We start from the raw sequence: 18,039 nt of genomic DNA on the forward strand, positions 1-18,039 counted from the left end.
TTAATGTCTCTTTTTCTGATTCTCAATCCTGATAATTATTAAAAACATTTAAAATAAAAGCTTGCAGAAAAAACATTGTTTTTTGTACAAGCCGAACATTATCACACAATGTTAGTATACTTTTATCAAGTCTCTAATCTAGAATGATTAATAAATTGCTTTATTAGTAATTGGCCCATTAATTGATTCTCTAATTTTATATACTGGAATATTCTTTACGCACCTAATTCCCATTTCATTGTGTCGACAGAAAGGAATATCTTTTGCTCTAAAGGAAGGGAACATTAAGCCTGGATGAGAGAAGAATGATCCTCCTTTAAGAACGGCAAATGAGTTAACACTATTAAATGGTACATTCTCAAAAATAGGGTGGAAAGCTCTCTTTGTTTTAAGCTCACTTCTAGTCCACTCCCATGTTCCGCCGATCATACCGCATACTCCATAGGGACTTTCACCATTTTGTTCAAAAATATCACTTGTTAAATGATTTAATTCTTTATCAGCATGAGCTTTTAATAAATTTTCTCTCCAGGACTTTAAAGAAGTAATGGGTTCATTATAAAGACTTCCAGCATATTGAACCTTTGCAGGATCAAATTTATCTCCCCAAGGCCATATATTACCTTTTTCGCCTCGAGCAGCTTTTTCCCATTGAAACTCGGTTGGCAATTCTTTCCCCTTATATCTTGCGTAAGCAAATGCATCATAAAAATCTATACCTGTAACGGGATGATTATCTAAATACCTATCATCCCAATATGTATTTCTTCTATGTTGTTTATTCTGTGGTTCATTAGGATGACAGAATATATGCCCATTTTCCTCTGTGAACTCGGTAAAGATATCATAATCTTTATTTGTAACAGGATACTTATCAATAAAAAAGGGAGGTAACCATACTTTTTGTCTAGGAACAGCATCTTTCCAATTAAATGTTTTGTCAGGAATTTCATTTTCATTTAAACCGAATTCAAAAAAGCCACCCGGAATTAAAATCATCCCATCTTCTTCTGTTTTTTCGAATTCCTCTATTAGACTTTGAGGAATTTTTTCTTCAAAGTCAAAGTTATTAGGAAGGATACCATTTTGATCAAAATAATTTTTTAGCATTACTAGCTCTTCATATTTTTCAACACCGAATATATCTAATAATGTACTTAATACTTTTTGGGCCCCTAATCCCACAGGTTTTTTAGGGTAGCTTATACTCTCCCGGACATCATCAATGATTGAAGACAAATATGCTAACGATTCTTCAATTTTATGATTTGCACACACATCCATAGCTTTAAAAGAAACTAAATCATCAGGATCCTGGGTTAGATTGATTATAGTTTCTACAGCAGAGAAATAAGGTACCCATTTTTCAACGAAATCAATTAATCTATACCTTATGTAAGTATTCGGGTAAGCAATACACATACCAAACACATTTTCAGCTGCTACAGGGTGTTGAATTTTATTTAGTAGAGTCATAATTCTATTATCGATTAAACTCTTAAAATCATTTTTTTTATTTTCTGGAACAGAAGTAATAAGTTCTTCAACTTCAATTAATATTTCTATATCTTTATTGTAAATTGATTTATGATCTTGCATTAATAGTGTCAATTTACGATAACCTCCCGATTTGTTTGTTGAAATAAGGAATAGCATTTAAATGCTATTCCCTAAGTGTTTACCATTTTTCATTAGTATAAAGAACCGGGCTAACAATCGATTTTCTCCAGTTTTTTCTTAATTTTTTCATGGTATCCCCCCCTTTAATAAGATATGTGGTTCCCCACCCTATTGATAGAATAGTCAGAGAACTTAAATAAACAATAACAATAAATAGAATAAAAGTAAATAGTTTACAAGGAAATTTTTTCTTTACTTTTGTTGTTTTAAGGTGTTTAAATATGTTTAAGCTCTTTACCGAGAAAAGTTATTCCAAGGGAGGATACATATGAGTAAAGGTTATTATTCTATTTTATTTAGCCAGACCACTACAAATTTAGGTTTTTCTCTATATACTATGGTAGTGATTTCGTTTTTGTTTAAAATGACCAATTCGACAACCATCGCCTCTATGGTGACATTAATAAGTATTATTTTTCGTATTTTTGGAAGTGCTATATTACCGTTAATAACAATTCGATTAAAACTGCATCTTACAATAATTATTTCTCAATTGATACAAATGCTGTTGTTAATATGTTTGTTCTTTTCTTTATTAAGAACTTACTCTAATCAAACTCTCATTTTAGTCTTTATTATTATTAGCTGTATTTCCTTTTTTAATGGATGGTTCTCACCTTTAAAAAGTGCAATTATAGGGGAAATAATCTCTCCTGATAAAAGAGTAAAGGCAAATGGATTATTATCTACAGTGGACCAAACTTTTCAATTTGTAGGCTGGTCTTTAGGTGGTCTCATAATTGCATTTTTAGGTAAGGGATATACCATTATACTTACTACCTTTTTGTTGTTTACATCTCTTATTTCTCTTTTATTTTGTCTACCACACGGCCACGCTAATTCTGTCATACGTGAAAAAAATTCTCCCAATAAGAGTATAGTAAGTGATTGGCGGTATTTATTTAGCCAAAAGAAACTTAGAACAATTATTATTATGGATTTAATTGAGTCATGGGCAGGAATGATTTGGATAGGGTCTGTCTCTTTAGCTTTCGTTAACGAAGTCTTGCATAAAGGAGAATCATGGTGGGGATTTATTAATGGAGCATACTATTTAGGTTCGATGATAGGGGGATTTATAATATATAAGCTGTCGGAGAGATTCCAAAATAAGCTAATTAATTTTATGTTAATTGGTGCTGTCTCATATGGAAGTTTAACTTTAATATATGGATTTATAAGTAATTCGTACTTAGCTCTAATATTGGTTCTCTTTATGGGGCCGGCTTATATATTAAGAGATCTTACACAAGAAACATTTATTCAGAACATAACAACCGAGCAAACTCGAATTAATATAATGTCTGCAAGGTCTTCTTTAGTACAGTTCATTTTTATGTTTTCAATTCTGGCTATAGGGGCTATTTCAGATTTCCTTGGAGTTCGTTTAGTTTATGTTTCAGCAGGTATTCTTTTATTAGTGTCCGCAATATATGGATTTTCTCAATTGCAATTCAAGAAAAAGGTAAATAAACATATAAGCTTTTAATAAATATCTAAAATTTAATTATGTTTTCGTTTGCTTTTTCGCGGTTTTATTAAAAAGTAAACATTACTTAATTGACCAAAAGAAAATGGTCGATTACAATCGATTGTCTGTTTCAGAAAGACACAGTATAAAAGTGAAAAAATTGAGAAAAGCTTTGCAGATGCAAAACAATTGCATAGACTTTGCTATGGCAGATTGATGGGAAAGCAAAATGTGAACGACTAAGCTCCCCCCTCGCAGATGCTTGCAAGAATATGAAGAAGAATCGACATACACACTAGCTAATCTTAGCTAGGTGTACACAAGCTCTTTTTCTGTTCTGTTTTCTAATAATGATAAATGACTAAAGACAACTTTTTAAAAACAAAAGAGCTTGTAGAAAGCATAAGTTCCTCTATAACCTTTTTTGTATGCCAGCATACCTTTTGTAATTCCTCTTCTGTCCATGTTACAGTGGTGTCAACCAAGTGATAGGAGGATGAAAATGAAAGCATCTCAGCAGCAAATTCAATTAGCAAGACGTCCGCAAGGTGTTCCCGTTCATGAAGACTTTCGCTTTGAAACCATTCCGGTTCCTGAACCGAAGCAAGGGGAAGTGCTTGTCAAAACGCTTTATGTATCGGTTGACCCTTATATGCGCGGCCGTATGCAGGATACGAAGTCATATGTTGAGCCATTCGCCTTGAATGAAGCGCTTTCTGGCGGGGTCATCGCTGAAGTTGTATCAGACGGGAATCATCTGAAAAAAGGCGATATCGTCATCGGAAACCTCAGCTGGCAAGAATTCTCCGCGGTAAGCGAGTCTGCCTTACGAAAAATTGATACAAGCCTTGCTCCCGCTTCGGCCTATCTCGGCATTTTGGGAATGACCGGCTTGACGGCATACTTTGGATTGCTGGATATCGGGCGTCCGAAAGAAGGCGAAACCGTGGTGGTCTCCGGAGCTGCGGGAGCTGTCGGTTCAACAGTCGGGCAGATTGCCAAAATCAAAGGCGCGCGAGTTGTCGGCATCGCGGGCTCTGATGAAAAAGTCTCCTATTTAAAGCAGAAGCTGCAGTTTGATGAAGCCATCAATTACAAAACCGCAGATGATATTCAAAAAGCGCTCGCTGATGCTTGTCCGAACGGTGTCGATGTGTATTTTGACAATGTCGGCGGGCCGATTTCAGATGCGGTCATGAACCTCCTTAATGAGTTTGCCCGCATTCCGGTGTGCGGCGCCATTTCTTCCTATAATGCAGAAAGCGAAGCAGATGACATGGGCCCTCGTGTTCAATCAAAACTCATTAAAACGAAGTCGCTGATGCAAGGGTTTATCGTAAGCGACTACTCCGACCGTTTTCCTGAAGGCGCAAAACAGCTGGCGGAATGGCTGAGAGATGGAAAGCTTCATTATGAGGAAACCATCACTGAAGGCTTCGAAAACATTCCGGATGCGTTTCTTGGCTTATTTAAAGGAGAAAATAAAGGAAAACAGCTGATCAAAGTCAGCGATCCGAGCTGAAGATGAAAATGGGAGGGCTTTTTGCCCTCCTTTTGGGTTTATATGAGGTCAGCTACGAAGAATCAGCGTAAGAAAACCATCTTCATCTGGTTCCGTATCCTCCAAAGTGAAACCTGCTGCTTGAAAGCAAGCTAAACTGATTTGATTGTCTTCTTCAATGCATGCCACCCATTCCCGCACGCTAGTAAAATCAGGTTCGGTCAGCAGTTTTTGCAATATCCGTTTTCCGTACCCTTGAAGCCGGTACATAGGATTAACGATCAATCCAATATACGTCCGCTCCTCCCCGAACTCAATAACGGCCATCCCTGCTGGCAGCTGTCCATCATATGCCATGATGACAGTATCCTGTTCATCTTTATTTACTCGTGCATACCACTCATCTAATGGCAGCATGCCATCCATTCTCCGCCTGGTATCTTCATGTTCAAACCAGTGTTCAAGGATTTTCAGCTCTGGCTCCTTCACTACTTGAAATCTGTCTATTGAAACCATCTTCCCACCCCCGCGCGAAACCTTTTCTATTATTTTACAACAAAAAAGAAGGGCTTTTGCCCTCCTTTTTATTTCGTCTTCAATTTTCCGCCGGCATACACAGCTTCACTCAGCTCCACGCCAAGTTTCTTCGCCATTTTCTTCAGCTTTGATTCTTCCATACGTGTGACAAGACTCAGCACGTTCCCTTCTTTTCCAGCCCGTCCTGTTCGTCCTGATCTGTGAACATAGCTGTCTTCATCAGGAATATCGGCGTGGATCACATATGGCAGGTTTTCAATATCCAAACCGCGCGCGGCAATGTCAGTTGCCAAAAGCAGCGGGAACTCGCCCTGCTCAAACGCTTTAATGATCTTCGCCCGCTCCATCTTCTTCGCCTCACTGTGAAGGATGCCAAGGTCGACATGATGGTACGCCAGCTTTTCCGCGTACACACTAAGGTTACCGATATCTCTCACAAACACAAGCGCCTGCATGCCATGAAGTCTTGAAAGCTTTTGCAGCAGCTTCACTTTGTCGCGCTGGTCACAGATGATGTATTGATGCTTCACTTTTCCCGCTTCCGCCTTGCTGCGTTCTACCTTCAGAACCTCAGGCTCTTTCGTCATGTCGCGGAGCACATCTTCTGTTTCTTTCTTCAGTGTGGCAGAAAAACAAAGAAGCTGGCGGTCTCTTAATGTCGTTTTAATGATTTGCTTGATCGTTTCACGATGCTCCGGCAGGACAAGCTGATCGGTTTCATCAAGTACGATCGTTTTTACTTCATGCATCTTGAGTTTTTTCGCTTGAATCAGCTCAAACACCCTGCCCGGCGTCCCGACGATAATATGCGGATGATTCTTTTTCAGCTTTTCGACCTGCTTTTTCACATTCGCCCCGCCGATTAAGGAAACTGCCCGTAGTTCTGATCCCGTTTTCCAGTCCTGGATCACCTGAAAAATCTGCATCACCAGCTCACGTGAAGGTGCTAAAATCACCGCCAGCGGATGCTTCTGATCAGGTTTGATGCGCTCCAATACCGGCAGTGCGTAGGCAAGCGTCTTACCTGTTCCTGTCGGCGATTCTGCGATGACATCCTTACCTTCCATGATGAGTTGGGCCGCCTGCTCCTGTACAGGAGTCGGCTTTTCAAAGCCTGAAGCGTTCCAATTTTCTTTGATAAATGATTGTGCATTATGTAAAAATGGCCAAGTTTGCGTCATTTTGTTCTCCTCGATTCCTGAAATCTATTCCATAGTATCTCAAAACAGCGCGCGGAACGCAATTTTTCTTTTTCTTTCCTATGCCTTTCAACAATCGTATTCCTCCTTTATAATCAAAAGGTGAGAAATACACGCCATACAGCGTGTTCGATAAACGATAGAGGTGTAAACATGAGTATTTTATCTGTAAAGGACTTAAGCCACGGCTTCGGTGACCGGGCCATTTTTAATAATGTATCTTTCCGTCTTTTAAAAGGCGAGCACGTCGGTCTGATCGGCGCGAACGGTGAAGGAAAATCAACCTTCATGAATATTATTACCGGAAAGCTTGAGCCTGATGAAGGAAAAGTCGAATGGTCAAAAAACGTCCGTGTCGGCTATCTGGATCAGCATACTGTGCTTGAAAAAGGAAAATCCATCCGTGATGTGCTGAAAGACGCATTCCATTATTTATTTGCAATGGAAGAAGAAATGAATGAGATTTATAACAAAATGGGTGAAGCTGATCCTGACGAGCTTGAAAAGCTTCTTGAAGACGTCGGTGTGATTCAAGACGCGCTGACAAACAATGATTTTTATGTGATTGATTCCAAGGTAGAAGAAATCGCCCGCGGCCTCGGCTTGAGTGATATCGGACTGGACCGTGACGTTACTGATCTGAGCGGGGGTCAGCGCACCAAAGTGCTTCTCGCCAAGCTGCTTCTGGAAAAACCGGAAATCCTGCTTCTCGATGAGCCGACCAACTACCTTGATGAGCAGCATATCGAATGGCTGAAACGCTACCTGCAGGAGTACGAGAATGCATTCATCTTGATTTCCCATGACATTCCGTTCTTAAACAGTGTCATCAACCTGATTTATCATGTAGAAAATCAAGAGCTGACACGCTATGTCGGCGACTACCATCAGTTTATGGAAGTCTACGAGGTGAAGAAACAGCAGCTTGAAGCGGCCTACAAAAAACAGCAGCAGGAAGTCGCGGAGCTGAAGGATTTCGTTGCCCGCAACAAAGCCCGGGTCAGCACGCGAAACATGGCGATGTCCCGCCAAAAGAAACTCGACAAGATGGATATGATCGAACTGGCGGCGGAAAAACCGAAGCCCGAATTTCACTTCAAGCCGGCCAGAACATCAGGAAAGCTGGTTTTCGAAACGAAGGATCTCGTGATCGGTTACGATTCCCCGCTCTCACGTCCGCTGAACCTCCGTATGGAGCGCGGCCAAAAAATCGCCCTTTACGGCGCCAACGGGATCGGGAAAACGACATTGCTGAAAAGCCTGCTTGGCGAAATCCAGCCGCTCGAAGGCTCTGTTGAACGAGGCGAGCACCTCTTTACCGGCTATTTCGAGCAAGAGGTCAAGGAAACAAACAACAATACGTGTATTGAAGAAGTTTGGAGCGAATTCCCTTCGTATACACAGTATGAAATCCGCGCCGCTCTGGCAAAATGCGGACTGACGACAAAACATATCGAAAGCCGCGTCTCCGTATTAAGCGGTGGCGAAAAAGCGAAGGTCAGATTATGCAAGCTGATCAATTCGGAAACCAACCTGCTGGTGCTCGATGAGCCGACAAACCACTTGGATGTCGACGCCAAGGAAGAGCTCAAGCGCGCCCTCAAAGAATACAAAGGCTCCATTCTTCTTATTTCTCACGAGCCTGATTTCTATATGGACATCGCGACAGAAACATGGAACTGCGAGTCTTGGACGACAAAAGTGCTTTAATGTTACGAAAAAACCCGCCTGGTGAAGGGCGGGTTTTTTACTGCCATTTTTTCTGAACGATTCTCAAAAGCTCTCTGTCTTTTAAAATGAGCTGCAATGGCGATATGAATTCATCAAGTATCAGCTCTTTTTTGGCAGACAGTTCAAGGTCTTCCTCATCAGCCCATGCGGTGAACCACTCGACAGAAAAGCTGTTTTTCATGACGCTGTGTATGTATTGATAGAGCGTCTGTAAACACTTCAAGTCATATGCGTCAGGCTTTGCCTTATGCATGGCAAATGATCCCTCTTCAGCATGAACTATTATTTGATAAGGCAACCGTAAATGCACAGACACATTCTCGGCTTCCTCAAGATAAATGCCCGCCGCGTCAATACCTGACCGGAGCGGATGCCCTTTCCGGGAGTAGCCGGAGGGCTGACTGAAAAAACCGGTTTCTAAAGGCGTTTTAGCAGCTAAATAGTAAAATTGTGTCATCTGGATGTCCTTTCTCGCGTCGATTCCATTATGATTAGATTATAACCGATTGCAAATGGTGAGCCGATTCAATCGAGACTAAAAACATATCCTTGCATGCCATTTCACTTCATAATAGAAGGGGTTAAAAAAATGATAAATGGCTATCTGACGGGAAATACGATCATACCATTATGAGGGAAAGATTAAGCAAATAAAAAAAGACACTGCACCTTAGCAGTGTCTTTCCTTATTAATGTCCTGCCTTAATTCCGGCAAGATGTTTACGACCCAGCAGAAGCACAAGCATACCGACGAGAACAACAATTCCGCCAACTGTATACGGCGCGCTTGCTGTGAAGTGTTCTGACAGCATTCCCGCAATCCACGGAGCGATCGCGCCGCCGATGAAGCGGACTGAGCTGTAGGCTGAAGAAGCGATTGAACGTTCAACCGGTGCAGAGCCCATGACAGCTGTTGTCATGATCGTGTTGACCATACCAAGGACAGCACCGGCCACAACGATACATGTAATAATCAACGCCTGATGCTCTGTCCAGATGCCCATGATGATCAGAATGACCGCAAAGGCGATAAAGAGAACAACCAAGGAACGCACTGTACCCAGCGCTTTGTGCACGAGCGGCGCCGTAAAGACTGACGTAATCGCCAGCAGAAGTCCCCAGCCAAAGAAAACATATCCAAGGCCGTGTTCATCTAAATCCAGAACGAACGGAGAATAAGCGAGCAAAATAAAAAATCCAAAGTTGTATAAGAAAGCCGATACCGCCATTGTCAAAAGGCCTTTATATTTGAGTGCCTTCATGGCGTCAAATACCCCAACGCGCTTCGCCGGTTTAGGCAATGTCGGCAGCATCAAGGAAATGGCGATTAACGCAATAAACATCAGGACAGATACCCCGAAGAACGGCGCACGCCATGAAATGCTTCCAAGCTCTCCGCCTGCAAGCGGTCCGACGGAAATCCCGAGTCCGAGCGCCGCCTCATACAAAATAATCGCTTGAGCGCTGCCGCCGACAGACACGCCGACAATGACCGCAAGCGCTGTTGAAATAAATAACGCATTACCTAGTCCCCAGCCGCCGCGATAGCCGACAAGCTGAGCAATTGAGCTTGAACTTCCGCCAAGCGCTGCAAAGATAATAATAAAAATAAGTCCGAGAATTAATGTCCATTTTGCACCGATCCTGCTGGAAATGGCTCCTGAGAAAAACATCATAAATCCGGTAACGAGCAAATAACTTGTAAATAAGAGTGATACTTCACTAGGTGAAGCATGTAATTGTGCGGCAATCGCCGGAAGAATAGGATCGACCAGCCCGATTCCCATAAAGGAAATCACACAGGCAAACGCGACAGCCCATACAGCTTTCGGCTGATTCAGCAAACCTGTCTTCTGATTCACTTGTTTTGTATTGTCCATTTGATCTGACCTCCATCTTTATTCCATTAAAAGAAACGCTACAAAAATAGCGTTTACCAAACGTTTTATTCGATTGATTGAATGGCATGCTCCGCTTTGTCTTTCATCCCGTGCAGACGTTCTTTAAAGCTTTGGAATGTGCGGATTTTTTCATCAATCAAATCCAGCTGGTGATTCAGCGTTTCCTGAATTTCCTCCAGCTTCTCTTTCCGTTCCTTTGGATCCAGTGACAACAAATACCCCTCTTTGTTTAACTCAAGCTGGCGGCTGGTTTCCATGAAATGCTGAAGCTCCTGAAGGGAAAAGCCAAGCACTTCCTTTGTGCTGATCACTTTCTCAAGCTCTTCCATATCATCCTCTGAATAAAGTCTAACGCCGCCTTCCGTCCGTTTCGGTGCTGGAATCAAGCCGATTTCTTCATAAAACCGAATGGTCCGCTTTGTCAGCCCGCTTCTTTTGGCAACTTGATCAATCTTCATCCATTCCATGGTAAATCCCCCTTCGCCTGTTCTGTTATTATTATACACCTTTTGGACCTTAACGTAAACGTTAAGTTTTGAAATATAATAAAAAAGACGAGTACATAAAGCACCCGTCTTTCATTATCCTATTTTAAGCTAGGCTCCCTGTCACTGACAAAGACTGCTTTTGCATGCTTTCAGAAAGCAGCCGATACGCGATAACCTTCTTCTTGTACTGTTTCACGACATCGATATGGTCATCGTAGCTGTACACAAACAGCTTTACATCTTTTTTGCCTTTTTTCGTATCTATCACGAGCGGTGTTCCGCCGTTTTCAGGGTATAAATAACGCTCTTCGTCGCCTGGATAAATATAATATTTCTCCAGGAAGACAGCTTCGTTAAATTGATCGATCATGTGCCTTTTCTCTTCACCCTCGAGCCGTTTTCCATCTAGAGAGAGAACAGCATCTTCGTCGTTCAGCTTGGCGTGAACCTCGAATTTGCTGAGCAGCCATTCTATGACGCCTGTTGGCAGGCAGGTTAATACGATTTTCACCAGACTCATGAGGATTAACATCACGATAGCCCATGTCATACTTCATCATCTCCGTTAGTTTTCAATGTGCCGCTGACACACAATTCCATCCTATCATAAGCTGGCTGTTTCGTTTTTGTACATTATGTGAAAAAAAGTGCGGCCTGCAGTAGGCCGCACTTTTTTAGCTTTCCAGCTCTTCTATCATGAGGGACAATTCTGTCCAGCGATCCATCGCTGCCTCAAGCTCTTCCGCTGTTTTTGCCTGCTCGGCCATCAGCTCTTGAATTTTCCCGAAATCACTGCCCGCCGCGGCGATATCCGCTTCGAGCTGTTCATGCTTTTCTTCAAGCTCGGCAATTTTATCTTCAATGCCGTCCCATTCAAGCTGATCTTTGTAAGAAAGCTTTTTCCGTTTTTTCTTCGGTTCCGCTTCAGCTGTTTTGACTTCAGCTGCGGGTTTCTCAGCCGTTTTTTTTGCTTTGGCCTGCTCCATATAGTCACTGTAGGAGCCTTGGAAGCGAGAAATCACGCCATTCCCTTCAAAGACAATCAAACGGTCTACGACGCGGTCAAGGAAGTAGCGGTCATGGGATACGGTGATGACAACGCCAGGGAACTGTTCAATATAATCCTCAAGCACGCTTAACGTTTCTGTATCCAAGTCGTTTGTCGGCTCATCGAGAAACAGCACATTCGGCTCCTGCATTAGAACCTGAAGCAAGTATAAGCGCCGCTTTTCTCCGCCGGACAGCTTGCGGATATAGGTTTGCTGCATGGAGCGCGGGAAGAGGAAGCGCTCAAGCATTTGTTCAGCGGTGACGATATCGCCGTCCTCTGTTTTCACGACTTCCGCTGTTTCTTTCATGTATTCAATCACCTTCAGCTCACCGTTCATTTCACTGTGATCCTGGGTATAGTAGCCGATTCGTACTGTCTGGCCGATCGTAATATGCCCGCCGTCAGGAGTGATTCGTCCGGCAAGGCTGTTTAACAGTGTTGTTTTTCCAATGCCGTTCGGCCCGATGATCCCGATTCGTTCACCTGGTATAACCAGTTCATTGAATCGATCGACAAGCACGTTTCCTCCATAAGCGATCATCACGTTCTCCGCTTCAATTACTTGCTTTCCAAGACGGTGGGAGCCGATCGCAAAGTCGAGCGAGCCGGCTGACTGAGGGCCTTTCTGCTCCTTAAGCGACTCCACCCTGCCGATTCTCGCCTTTTGTTTTGTGGAGCGTGCTTTCGCTCCGCGTCTGAGCCAGGCCAGTTCACGGCGCAGCAGATTTTGCCGCTTTGTTTCTTTTTGCTCGGCCTGCGCTTCCCGTTCCGCGCGCTTTTCCAAAAAGACTTCATAGTTGCCTTTGTAGGTATAAAGACTGCCCCGTTCAAGCTCATAAATGCGGTTTGTCACGCGGTTTAAGAAGTACCTGTCGTGCGTCACCAGCATGACGGCGCCTGGATATTGCGCCAAATACCCTTCAAGCCATTCAATCGTTTCATTATCCAAATGGTTCGTCGGCTCGTCTAAAATCAGAAGATCAGCGGGTTGAATTAAGTTTTTCGCAATCGCCACCCGTTTTTTCTGTCCGCCTGAGAGCTCGTTCACAGGCTTTGTCACCTCAGTTACTCCCAGCTTCGATAACACCGTTTTCGCCAAGGTATTCGCATCCCACGCGTTGTTTGCATCCATTTTCGCCTGCGCCGCCAGCAGGTGTTTCTGGCGTTTTTCATCTTCCGGGTCTTCTCCCAGCTCATAGAGCGCCTTTTCGTATTCACGGAGCGTTCTCATGACAGCCGATTCACCGGAATAAATATGCTCCAGAATAGTTTGTCCAGCAGGCAGCTGCGGGTCCTGATGAAGAAATTCAACATGCACGCTGCCGGATTTGGCGATGTCGCCTTCTTCAACAGATTCCAAGCCGGCAATCACTTTCAGCAGCGTTGATTTTCCGGTGCCGTTCGGCCCGATTAATCCGATTCTCTCATTCTCTTCAATATGAAAGGAGATATGGTCAAATAACGTCTTATCTCCGTATGTTTTGTAAAGGTTCTCCGCTTTTAATATGCTCATGGTTCCTATCAATCCTCACGTAAGTTCATGTGTACATTTTAAATCAGCCGCTGGAATAAAACTAGTAAAAGAGCAGACAAATTTCATGGAAATACCGGACAGAAAAAAAGACCGGGGACTCTGTCCCCAGTCTCTTACTCTTCTTCAAGCGCTTTTTCTGCCATTTTAGCGAGATGCTGCGCACTGCCTGAGATCTCCTGCATCGTGGCGGAAATCTGTTCAACAGCCGCAGCTTGTCCGTCAGTATGCTGATTAATCGATTCAATCGATTCTTCTAGCCCTTTTAACAGGCTGTGGATTTTTTTCGTGATCTGATCGATCTGGCCGACATTTTCTTTCGAATGCGTCGCAAGCTTTCTGATTTCATCGGCTACGACAGAAAAGCCTTTTCCGGACTCCCCTGCCCGTGCGGCTTCAATCGCAGCATTTAAACCGAGCAGATTGCTCTGGTCAGAAATGCCTTTCACGGTTACTGAAATATCGGCGATTTCTCCCGCGCTTTCGCTTACCTTTTTCGCTTGTGAGGAAATGCCCGACATTTGCGATGAGAATCCGTTAATGGAGTCAGATATATCGGAAATGGCCGCAGCCGTTTGTTCAACGACAGCCGATAAGCTTTCCGCTACATCATGAAGCTTAGAGGACTCCTCAAGGCTCGTGCCGAGGCCCACTCCTCCAATCACTCTTCCGTTCTGGTCATGAAGCGGGATGGCGCGTGCGATCAATGGGAAACCGAACAATTCCTTCGGCACCATGCTCGTTTTTTTCTGATTGCTGCGGATCGCGTCTGTGATGATATCTCCTTCTTGCAGCGGATCTCCGGCTTTTACGTTAAGGGAGAAGGTTTTTGCCGGAATATTGACCAGCAATTTCTCCGTATCATAAATGCCGATTGTAATATCATCCTGAACCAGGCTGTTTAAATAAGGGGCTACTTTTACAAATGCGTCTAGAAGATCTGCTGTTTCATTTTCTGTTCTTATGCTCAATTCCAATCACTCCTTTTATTAGTAAGGGAAGCTGCGTTTTTCGTGCTGAACTGAAATCCATTTCAGTGTCGTAAATTCTTCAAGACTCCATTCGCCATTTAATCGGCCGAGGCCAGATTGCTTTTCACCGCCGAATGCCACATTTGGTTCATCATTAATTGTCGTGTCATTCACGTGAATCATGCCTGTTTCAATGCGTTTCGCAAAAGCCACGCCGCGTTCAAGGTTGGAGGTATGTACGGCTCCGCTTAAGCCAAACGGGGTATCGTTTGCAATATCCACCGCTTCGTCTTCTGAATCAAATGTCATGAAGGAGACGACTGGCCCGAACAGCTCTTCCTTAGCAATGCTCATAAACGGTTTCACGTCTTTTAAGATGGTCGGCTCCACGATCGTCCCGTTAAATCCGCCAAGCTTCACTGGAACAGCCCCTTCTTCAATCGCTTTCTCAACAGATTTCATTAACCCGTCAGTCTGCCTGCTGTTGATTAAAGGCCCGATAATCGTATCAGGGTCCATCGGGTCACCAACTTTCAGCGATTCCACTTTTGCCTGATACAGCTCAAGGAATTGATCATAAATTGATGAGTGAACCAGTACGCGATTGGCTGACATACAAATCTGTCCTTGATGGGTAAATCTGCTGAACACTGCCGCATTGACTGCATATTCGATATCCGCATCTTCAAGCACGATAAAGGCGCTGTTTCCGCCAAGCTCAAGAAGCGGCTTTTTAAAGTGCTTCATCGCAAGCTGGCCGATGTAACTGCCCACTTTCGTAGAGCCTGTAAATGAGATGATCCGCGGCACCGGGTGTTCGACAAAGCTGTCACCGATTTCTGCGATGTCAGTGACAACAACATTCAGCAGTCCTTCCGGAACGCCCGCATTTTCAAAAATCTTCGCAATCAGCGTACCGCCGCAAATCGGTGTTTCTTCGTGCGGCTTCAAAACGACGACATTGCCTGCTCCCAGTGCCGGGGCTACTGATTTCATAGATAAAAAGAATGGGAAGTTAAAAGGACTGATGACACCGACAACGCCTGCCGGCACTCGATATAATCTGTTTTCCTTGCCGTCTATTGTAGAAGGAAGGATTTTCCCTTCCATGCGGACAGGGAACGTCGCCGCTTCTTTGATGATGTTTTTCACGAGTCCGATTTCAAAAGCTGCTTTCAGCCTTGTTCCGCCCAGCTCTTCCATAATCAAATAAATGATGGCTTCTTCATTCTCTTCAATATACGTAACGGCTTTTTCTAAGATTGCTCTTTTCTCGAATGGGTTGACCGCATCCCATTTTTTCTTTGCCAAAGCCGCCGCCCGGTACGCTTCATCTACATCATCAGCTGTCGCTTTTTGAAAGGATGTGATTGTTTTTTGAGTATAAGGATTTTTGTTTTCCAATACATTTGGGCTGCTGCCCTCCTGCCATTTTCCGCCAATAAATTGTTTGTTTAATTCTTCATATTGAAACATGGTCAGCATCTCCTTTTTACCAGCAAATCAAAATATGGCCAATCTATCATTTCTATCGGTTCACCATCAGCAAAATTCAATATCCCCTTTGTAAAAATTACTATATTATGATACGACAACGCTTTTTAGCTTCTATCGTTTAAAGCAGAAAAATATATGATTGACGCCGTCAAATTTCGACAATATAATACAACGAGAAATGTATATAATGATTAGAATATTTTGAATTTTCCAGGAGGAACTTTTTATGAGTTCATTATTTAGAAAAAAACCGCTTGAAACATTAAATGCGCAGAGCCAGTCAAAAAGCCTCGCCCGTACTTTAAGCGCATTTGATTTAACACTTCTCGGTATCGGGTGTGTCATCGGCACTGGGATTTTCGTTATTACAGGAACTGTGGCCGCGACCGGTGCCGGTCCTGCCCTGATCTTATCGTTCATTTTAGCGGGTCTCGCCTGTGCGCTTGCCGCCTTCTGTTATGCTGAGTTTTCGTCTTCGATTCCGATTTCAGGAAGCGTGTACTCATACTCCTATATCACACTTGGAGAGCTGCTCGCCTTTTTAATCGGATGGGATCTCATGCTTGAATATGTCATTGCGCTGTCGGCGGTTGCCACGGGCTGGTCTTCATACTTTCAATCGCTGCTCGCCGGCTTTAACTTTCATATTCCGGCTGCGCTGACAGGAGCTCCGGGAAGCTCGCCGGGCGCCGTGTTTAACCTTCCGGCTGCGGTCATTATTCTCATCATCACTGCAATTGTCAGCAGAGGTGTCAAAGAAAGTACACGCTTCAACAACGTGATCGTGCTGATGAAAATCGGAATTATTTTATTGTTCATTATTGTCGGCTTCGGTTATGTCAAACCGGATAACTGGACTCCTTTTATGCCGTTTGGAATGAAAGGCGTCATTGTCAGCGCGGCAACGGTTTTCTTCGCGTATCTCGGATTTGACGCAGTTTCCAACGCTTCAGAAGAAGTGAAGCACCCGCAAAAAAATATGCCGATCGGCATCATTTCAGCTCTGGCCGTCTGCACCATTTTGTACATCACGGTATCTCTTGTTTTGACAGGTATGATGCCTTATGCCAAATTAAATGTCGGTGATCCGGTATCCTTTGCGCTTAAATTCGTCGGCCAGGATGCGGTTGCGGGAATTATTTCTGTCGGCGCTATCATCGGAATCACAACAGTGATGCTCGCATTGCTGTATGCCCAGGTCCGTTTAACCTTTGCCATGAGCAGAGACGGTCTTTTGCCGGGATTGTTCGCAAAGATTCATCCGTCATTCAAAACGCCGTTCCGCAACACATGGCTGACAGGAATCGTCGCGGCGGGGATCGCAGGATTTATTAATCTCGGCACACTTGCGCACCTTGTAAACATGGGAACGCTTGCGGCATTTACAGTCATTTCGATCGCTGTGATTGTGTTAAGAAAAAAACACCCGGAAATCAAAGCTTCCTTCAGGGTGCCGTTCGTTCCGGTTGTGCCAATCATCAGCGCTGGAATATGCCTTTGGTTTATGTACAGCCTTCCAGGCATCACATGGCTTTCATTTGTCATCTGGATCGCCGTCGGAACGATCGTTTATTTCCTTTATGCAAAAAAACACAGCTTATTAAACAAATAATTGTAAGCCGTCGGTGCGGACATTTCAAACGTCCAATCCGCCGGCTTTTTTCGTTTTCGCGTGTGCTATACTTTGAGTACACATACAGAAAGGAAGACCAGCCTTGAAACCATACCGCACTTTATTATTTGATGTAGATAATACCATTTTGGATTTTACAGCGGCAGAAAAATTAGCGCTGCGCCTGCTGTTTGAAGATCAAAACATTCCGCTTACCGATGAAATGGAATCCCGTTATCAAACAATTAATCAAGGACTATGGAGAGCCTTTGAAGGCGGAAACATGACTCGCGATGAAGTGATGACCACCCGCTTTTCCGCTTTGTTCAAGGAATATGGCTATGAAGCAGACGGAGTGCTGCTAGACCAGAAATATCGCAGTTTTCTTGAAGAAGGGCACCAGCTTATGGACGGAGCTTTTGATCTCATCGCAAAACTGGAACAGCATTTTGATTTGTATATCGTGACAAACGGCGTTTCCAGTACTCAGTATAAGCGTCTCAGAGATTCAGGATTATTTCCGTTCTTCAAGGACATTTTCGTTTCTGAAGACACAGGTTTTCAAAAGCCGATGAAAGAGTACTTCGACTATGTGTTTGAACGGATTCCCCATTTTTCAGCGGAGCACACCTTAATCATCGGCGATTCGCTGACAGCGGACATCAAAGGCGGACAGCTCGCCGGAATTGATACGTGCTGGCTTAGCCCTGACATGAATCTCACTGAAACAGAGGTTGTGCCAACGTACCACATCCGTAAGCTTGAAGAGCTATATCATATTCTGAAAATCGAAAACACAATCATCAACTGTTAATGTTTTTTGGCCGGCGGGCGCTGCGTCTTTCCAGAAGGCGTCTTTTTTCCCTTGA

The 18,039-nt window shown here is 43.6% G+C and carries 13 protein-coding genes and 2 pseudogenes; 5 read left to right on the plus strand and 10 right to left on the minus strand.

The window, feature by feature from the left end:
- Positions 1-147: 147 nt before the first annotated feature.
- Positions 148-1,611, minus strand: a complete 1,464-nt coding sequence (locus tag ACQVGS_RS18135) for a formylglycine-generating enzyme family protein (protein WP_024120544.1) — start codon at positions 1,609-1,611, stop codon at positions 148-150.
- A 337-nt stretch (positions 1,612-1,948) separates the two neighbouring features.
- Between ACQVGS_RS18135 and ACQVGS_RS18140 the strand changes: the two genes are divergently transcribed.
- Positions 1,949-3,169, plus strand: coding sequence for an MFS transporter (locus ACQVGS_RS18140; RefSeq protein ID WP_254518104.1), 1,221 nt, complete (start codon positions 1,949-1,951; stop codon positions 3,167-3,169).
- Between the two features lie 484 nt (positions 3,170-3,653).
- Positions 3,654-4,673, plus strand: coding sequence for an NADP-dependent oxidoreductase (locus ACQVGS_RS18145; protein ID WP_127695712.1), 1,020 nt, complete (start codon positions 3,654-3,656; stop codon positions 4,671-4,673).
- Between the two features lie 48 nt (positions 4,674-4,721).
- On the opposite strand, the gene ACQVGS_RS18150 is transcribed toward ACQVGS_RS18145, so the two are convergent.
- Together ACQVGS_RS18150 and ACQVGS_RS18155 are read right to left on the minus strand one after the other, a co-directional pair.
- Positions 4,722-5,168 (minus strand): GNAT family N-acetyltransferase, encoded by a 447-nt coding sequence (locus ACQVGS_RS18150; protein WP_010333350.1) that lies wholly within the window; start codon positions 5,166-5,168, stop codon positions 4,722-4,724.
- A 68-nt stretch (positions 5,169-5,236) separates the two neighbouring features.
- Complete coding sequence (locus ACQVGS_RS18155; protein ID WP_106021457.1) at positions 5,237-6,370, minus strand: DEAD/DEAH box helicase; 1,134 nt, start codon at positions 6,368-6,370, stop codon at positions 5,237-5,239.
- Positions 6,371-6,541: 171 nt separating this feature from the next.
- Between ACQVGS_RS18155 and ACQVGS_RS18160 the strand changes: the two genes are divergently transcribed.
- Positions 6,542-8,098 (plus strand): ABC-F family ATP-binding cassette domain-containing protein, encoded by a 1,557-nt coding sequence (locus ACQVGS_RS18160; protein WP_044163577.1) that lies wholly within the window; start codon positions 6,542-6,544, stop codon positions 8,096-8,098.
- Between the two features lie 120 nt (positions 8,099-8,218).
- Here ACQVGS_RS18160 and ACQVGS_RS18165 read toward each other — a convergent pair.
- From ACQVGS_RS18165 to yfmT, 7 genes and pseudogenes are all read right to left on the minus strand, one after another.
- Positions 8,219-8,372 (minus strand): annotated as a pseudogene (locus ACQVGS_RS18165) (hypothetical protein).
- A gap of 436 nt (positions 8,373-8,808) precedes the next feature.
- Entirely contained in the window at positions 8,809-9,999 is a 1,191-nt protein-coding gene (locus ACQVGS_RS18170) for an MFS transporter (protein ID WP_101860595.1), read from the minus strand.
- A 65-nt stretch (positions 10,000-10,064) separates the two neighbouring features.
- Positions 10,065-10,487, minus strand: coding sequence for a MerR family transcriptional regulator (locus tag ACQVGS_RS18175; RefSeq protein ID WP_024120538.1), 423 nt, complete (start codon positions 10,485-10,487; stop codon positions 10,065-10,067).
- A gap of 124 nt (positions 10,488-10,611) precedes the next feature.
- On the minus strand, positions 10,612-11,058 hold the full coding sequence (locus tag ACQVGS_RS18180; protein ID WP_044163571.1) for a YfmQ family protein: 447 nt from the start codon (positions 11,056-11,058) through the stop codon (positions 10,612-10,614).
- 124 nt (positions 11,059-11,182) lie between these two features.
- Positions 11,183-13,072, minus strand: coding sequence for an ABC-F family ATP-binding cassette domain-containing protein (locus ACQVGS_RS18185; protein WP_151174826.1), 1,890 nt, complete (start codon positions 13,070-13,072; stop codon positions 11,183-11,185).
- Between the two features lie 134 nt (positions 13,073-13,206).
- Positions 13,207-13,572 (minus strand): annotated as a pseudogene (locus tag ACQVGS_RS18190) (methyl-accepting chemotaxis protein); the annotation flags it as partial.
- A 507-nt stretch (positions 13,573-14,079) separates the two neighbouring features.
- Positions 14,080-15,537, minus strand: coding sequence for a benzaldehyde dehydrogenase (gene yfmT / locus ACQVGS_RS18195; protein WP_491830321.1), 1,458 nt, complete (start codon positions 15,535-15,537; stop codon positions 14,080-14,082).
- A 247-nt stretch (positions 15,538-15,784) separates the two neighbouring features.
- Between yfmT and bcaP the strand changes: the two genes are divergently transcribed.
- Entirely contained in the window at positions 15,785-17,170 is a 1,386-nt protein-coding gene (gene bcaP, locus ACQVGS_RS18200) for a branched-chain amino acid transporter BcaP (RefSeq protein ID WP_106022429.1), read from the plus strand.
- A gap of 103 nt (positions 17,171-17,273) precedes the next feature.
- Positions 17,274-17,984 (plus strand): YjjG family noncanonical pyrimidine nucleotidase, encoded by a 711-nt coding sequence (locus ACQVGS_RS18205; RefSeq protein WP_106022430.1) that lies wholly within the window; start codon positions 17,274-17,276, stop codon positions 17,982-17,984.
- Positions 17,985-18,039: the final 55 nt, after the last annotated feature.

Source organism: Bacillus sp. SD127, from assembly GCF_058566445.1.

Bases quoted from the DNA above. Each gene is read 5' to 3' on its own strand.
- ACQVGS_RS18140 (WP_254518104.1), top strand. From the start codon at position 1,949: ATGAGTAAAGGTTATTATTCTATTTTATTTAGCCAGACCACTACAAAT.
- ACQVGS_RS18145 (WP_127695712.1), top strand. From the start codon at position 3,654: ATGAAAGCATCTCAGCAGCAAATTCAATTAGCAAGACGTCCGCAAGGT.
- ACQVGS_RS18150 (WP_010333350.1), bottom strand. From the start codon at position 5,168: ATGGTTTCAATAGACAGATTTCAAGTAGTGAAGGAGCCAGAGCTGAAA.
- ACQVGS_RS18155 (WP_106021457.1), bottom strand. From the start codon at position 6,370: ATGACGCAAACTTGGCCATTTTTACATAATGCACAATCATTTATCAAA.
- ACQVGS_RS18160 (WP_044163577.1), top strand. From the start codon at position 6,542: ATGAGTATTTTATCTGTAAAGGACTTAAGCCACGGCTTCGGTGACCGG.
- ACQVGS_RS18170 (WP_101860595.1), bottom strand. From the start codon at position 9,999: ATGGACAATACAAAACAAGTGAATCAGAAGACAGGTTTGCTGAATCAG.
- ACQVGS_RS18175 (WP_024120538.1), bottom strand. From the start codon at position 10,487: ATGGAATGGATGAAGATTGATCAAGTTGCCAAAAGAAGCGGGCTGACA.
- ACQVGS_RS18180 (WP_044163571.1), bottom strand. From the start codon at position 11,058: ATGACATGGGCTATCGTGATGTTAATCCTCATGAGTCTGGTGAAAATC.
- ACQVGS_RS18185 (WP_151174826.1), bottom strand. From the start codon at position 13,072: ATGAGCATATTAAAAGCGGAGAACCTTTACAAAACATACGGAGATAAG.
- yfmT (WP_491830321.1), bottom strand. From the start codon at position 15,537: ATGTTTCAATATGAAGAATTAAACAAACAATTTATTGGCGGAAAATGG.
- bcaP (WP_106022429.1), top strand. From the start codon at position 15,785: ATGAGTTCATTATTTAGAAAAAAACCGCTTGAAACATTAAATGCGCAG.